Genomic DNA, 3,953 nt, shown 5'->3' on the forward strand with positions numbered 1-3,953 from the left:
AGGGAAAAAGTCCAGGGATTTTCCCCCTGATCACTCCCAGACGAGGCACTTTTGGATTTCAAAAAGGTCTAAAAGTTTTATCCAACAAGGTTTTTAGATTTATTCAGCAGACCCTAAATAAAGGAATCCAGGTAGGATCGATACTCCTACCGGCACGGAGGACCCTTTCTCTGGGTGATAATGTCTAAAGTTTGACTAAAATGCTCGGTTCTTTTTGGATCGGTAAAACATCAAGAGAGTCAATATTAGCGCAGTATTTTAAATCTTCTTGACAGTGGAGACGCAAGAGGCGCTGACCATGACTACAACTGTGGAACATTCCTAAAAGATCATTTTGCCATTGACGATAAAGAGCGATCGAGGCGATAACCTCATCATTACCGATCGCCATTTGCCCCGATTGTTCTTGTAGCGCATCGGCGATCGCTCCAGCACAGGCCGTATCTTCCAGAGAATAACCCCCTTCCCAACCAGAGCCAACAATCCAGACGGTTTCGGGCTGCTTATCCAATAAGTAATTAACGGCAGCTTGCCGATTGATCATGGCCGCAGTGATCACGATTGGGGATTCTTCCACTCTTTGCAGAGCGCGAGTGCCGTTAGTGGTGCTGATAAACAGACGACGACCTTTCATTAAATCAGGGGTACAATCGAGGGGAGAATTGCCCAGATCGCAGCCTTCCACTTTCGCGCCACCTCTTTCTCCTGCTCGGAGACGTTTTTCCGGTTGCCAGGTATCACTCACCTGCATCAGGGTTTTCAGATCGCTGAAGGTTTGCACTGCTTCCGCACCGGCATTGAGGGCAGTGGCGATCGTGGTTGTTGCTCTTAAAACATCGATAACGACGGCGCAATCGGGTAGAGTATGGACGGGGGTAAGTTCGGGAGTATGATAAATGAAAACCTGCACGATTTATACCAAGTAAAAAGTAAAAGGGGAAATAAGCTCAACATACCGCCGCTCGGCGTCGCGCTGGCAGAAGAAAGACAAGGCCGATTTTATCACAAATGTCGGGGTGAAGACCGTTCGGCGGTTCGGCTGAGATCACCGTCGAAGTCTTCGCCGAACGTCCGAACGTCAAAATAGCCCTTAAAGTTTTGCCCGATAAGCATTTCACGACTCCATAAGCAAAAATTATCACACAAAGTCGAGAAGAGCCAATTACTCGTTCAAATGGGTCGATTTCGTAACTATTTTGATTGACTGGTATCACTTGAAATGCCCACGCGGATCACAAAATTGGCCAATTGTCAATAGGGTTTGAGATGCTCTCACCCTGTCGCTCGTCATGACTAAATGTTATAATTAACAATTATTATGCCTGCTAACTTCAAGATTCATGTCTGCTAAAGATCGTTTTCATGGTGCAGTGAGAAAAGGATTAGAAAAAGAGGGTTGGATCATTACGGATGACCCTTTAAGGATTGAAGTGGGTGATGTAGAAATGTATGTCGATTTAGGAGCAGAGCAACTGATAGCCGCAGAAAAAGACAATGAAAAGATAGCCGTTGAAATTAAAAGTTTTATCGGTAAATCCAGCATTTCAGAATTTCATACTGCCATTGGACAATTCTTTAATTATCGTGTTGCTTTAGAAGAAAAAGAACCTAAAAGACAGTTATATTTAGCTGTTCCCTTAGATATTTATTATAGTTTTTTTGAATTGCGATTTATTCAAACTGTCGTTAAACGATTTCAAATTTACCTGATTATTTATGATCCGATTGGGGAGGTAATTGTCGAATGGAAAAATTAGAACAATATCGTCACTATGTCAAGCAAGTCATTACTGAATATTCTCAGATAGGTTCATCTAAAGATCCGATTGAACAACAATTGATTTTTGATACAGTTGGCGATCACTATCAATTGATGTATGTTGGCTGGAAAAATAGACGAAGATATCATGGTTGTGTTTTGCATCTCGATATTAAAAAGGGTAAAATCTGGATACAACATGATGGCACTGAGGTGGGAATTGCCAATGAATTAGTTAATTTAGGTGTTCCTAAAGAAGATATTGTTTTAGCCTTTCATGAACCCCTAGTCAGAGAATATACAGGGTTTGCGGTGGGTTAATCTTAATCCGAGAAAAGCGCCAAATTCGCCTAACCTAATCATAGGTTAGGCGACAAACAAGATCAGCAAGAGACTTCGATTTTTTTACCTTGCTGATCTCTGTATTTCTTTGTTAACAAAACTTAACAATTATCGGCAAAATTTTGCTTGCTTTTGTCGGCAGATTTTGGGATAATATTTTTAAAAGATTTTATTCATAATGGGAATCTGTGGGTTCAAAAAATTTTTGCACAGATTCCCATTATAAGAAAAGCATAGCGCAAGTCGCCGGCAAAGTCAAGTCCTTTCCCATTAATTATGGGTTGGCTGAAAAAGTAGGGGCGATCGCCGGTTAAGATACAAGGTTTTTGAGCCACCAGCTTGAAAATCTTGCAGCTGCTTGGTCAAACAGGCCCCTAAACCCCTTATCTCGTCTATATTTCACATTTATTCAGCCAACCCCACCTAAATCTCTGCTGAAGGTGGATATCAAAGGCTGTTTTAAACTAATACTTTACTGCGATCGTTAGAATTATCCCCAAAAATTGCCCCTCGTCGAATCAAATCCTGTTTTTGTTCACGGGTGATCCCCGTTGCACCGATAAAGATAGCCTTTTTAACTTCCGCCGCACTCAGGTTAGCATCACTCAGGTCAGCCCTTCTCAGGTCAGCCCCACTCAGGTTAGCCCCACTCAGGATAGCCTCTTTCAGGTTAGCCCCACTCAGGTCAGCCTCAATCAGGATAGCCCCTCTCAGTTTAGCCCCACTCAGGTTAGCCCCACTCAGGTTAGCCTCAATCAGGATAGCTGCACTCAGGTTAGCCTCAATCAGGATAGCCGCACTCAGGTCAGCCCTTTTCAGGATAGCCGCACTCAGGTCAGCCCCACTCAGGTCAGCCCCACTCAGGTCAGCCTCTTTCTGATTAGTCCTTTCAAAAATGGGCTGGGGTAAGTTAGGTTTTTTAATAGATTCAATTAGTTTATTGTTAATTTCTTTAGATGCTTCATTAGAAGTATCCCCAAAAATTGCCCCTCGTCGAATCAAATCCTGTTTTTGTTCGGGAGTGATACCCGTTGCATCGATAAAGATAGCCTTTTTAACTTCCGCCGCACTCAGGTTAGCATCACTCAGGTCAGCCCCACTCAGGTTAGCATCACTCAGGATAGCCCCACTCAGGAAAGCCCTTCTCAGGTCGGCCTCAATCAGGTCAGCCTCAATCAGGTCAGCCCCTCTCAGTTTAGCATCACTCAGGTTAGCCCCACTCAGGTCGGCCTTTCTCAGGAAAGCCCCTCTCAGGTCAGCCCCTCTCAGGTCAGCCCCACTTAAATCAACTTGTTGTAGAGTTGTCTTATCGCTTGTTCCCTCTCGAATTGCCTTAATTAATTCGGCTTTTTCAATAACTTTTGCATCTGTAGTGAACTCGGCTTTTGTGACGACAATTTCGGGTATATCGTCTGATTTATGTTTATTGAGAAGGGCTTGCAATTCCCCCGATTGATGTAAATCTGCTAGGCGCTGGAGTCCATCTTCTGAACCTTCTAAAAATAGCCGAATACTGCCTTTAAGTTTCATAATAGGCTTGATCGTGTTGTCTCTGGCGATTTTTTGAATAAGGTTGTTAATCTTATCAATTTTCTCTGGTGTCAGGTCGTCTATCCCTACCTCAATAACTAATTCAAGAACTTTATCTGATTGCTGAGGTTGCGGTTTATTGTTATGATCAAATGTCTGAGAATTATCTCTATACCTTGTTAAAGCAATAATCAGATTAGTCTTTCCAATCTTTTCACCTAGTGGCTTTGACAGTATTTCAAATAAAGCAGAAGCTGCATTTTTGATTGATTGTTCTTGTTGACAAACTTCTTCTGCTAGAGTAGCATAAGTTTTACTTTCA

4 protein-coding genes are annotated in these 3,953 nt (G+C 42.7%); 2 read left to right on the forward strand and 2 right to left on the reverse strand.

All coding sequences use genetic code 11. The features are described 5' to 3' along the window. Positions 1 to 184: 184 nt before the first annotated feature. A complete protein-coding gene (locus PX636_RS04560) occupies positions 185 to 910 on the reverse strand; it encodes a 2-phosphosulfolactate phosphatase family protein (protein WP_002798709.1) in 726 nt (241 codons plus the stop codon). Between the two features lie 430 nt (positions 911 to 1,340). Between PX636_RS04560 and PX636_RS04565 the strand changes: the two genes are divergently transcribed. Further along, a complete protein-coding gene (locus tag PX636_RS04565; protein ID WP_002751648.1) occupies positions 1,341 to 1,757 on the forward strand; it encodes a XisH family protein in 417 nt (138 codons plus the stop codon). Further along, entirely contained in the window at positions 1,745 to 2,080 is a 336-nt protein-coding gene (locus PX636_RS04570) for a XisI protein (RefSeq protein ID WP_002748301.1), read from the forward strand. Before PX636_RS04565 ends, PX636_RS04570 begins: the two co-directional genes overlap by 13 nt. A 480-nt stretch (positions 2,081 to 2,560) precedes the next feature. Here the strand turns inward: PX636_RS04570 and PX636_RS04575 are convergent. Further along, positions 2,561 to 3,953: pentapeptide repeat-containing protein (locus tag PX636_RS04575; RefSeq protein ID WP_288116348.1), on the reverse strand; the 1,393-nt coding region annotated here is incomplete at its 5' end.

The sequence above is a fragment of the Microcystis sp. M53598_WE2 genome (assembly GCF_030067735.1).
Taxonomy (GTDB): Bacteria; Cyanobacteriota; Cyanobacteriia; order Cyanobacteriales; family Microcystaceae; genus Microcystis; species Microcystis aeruginosa.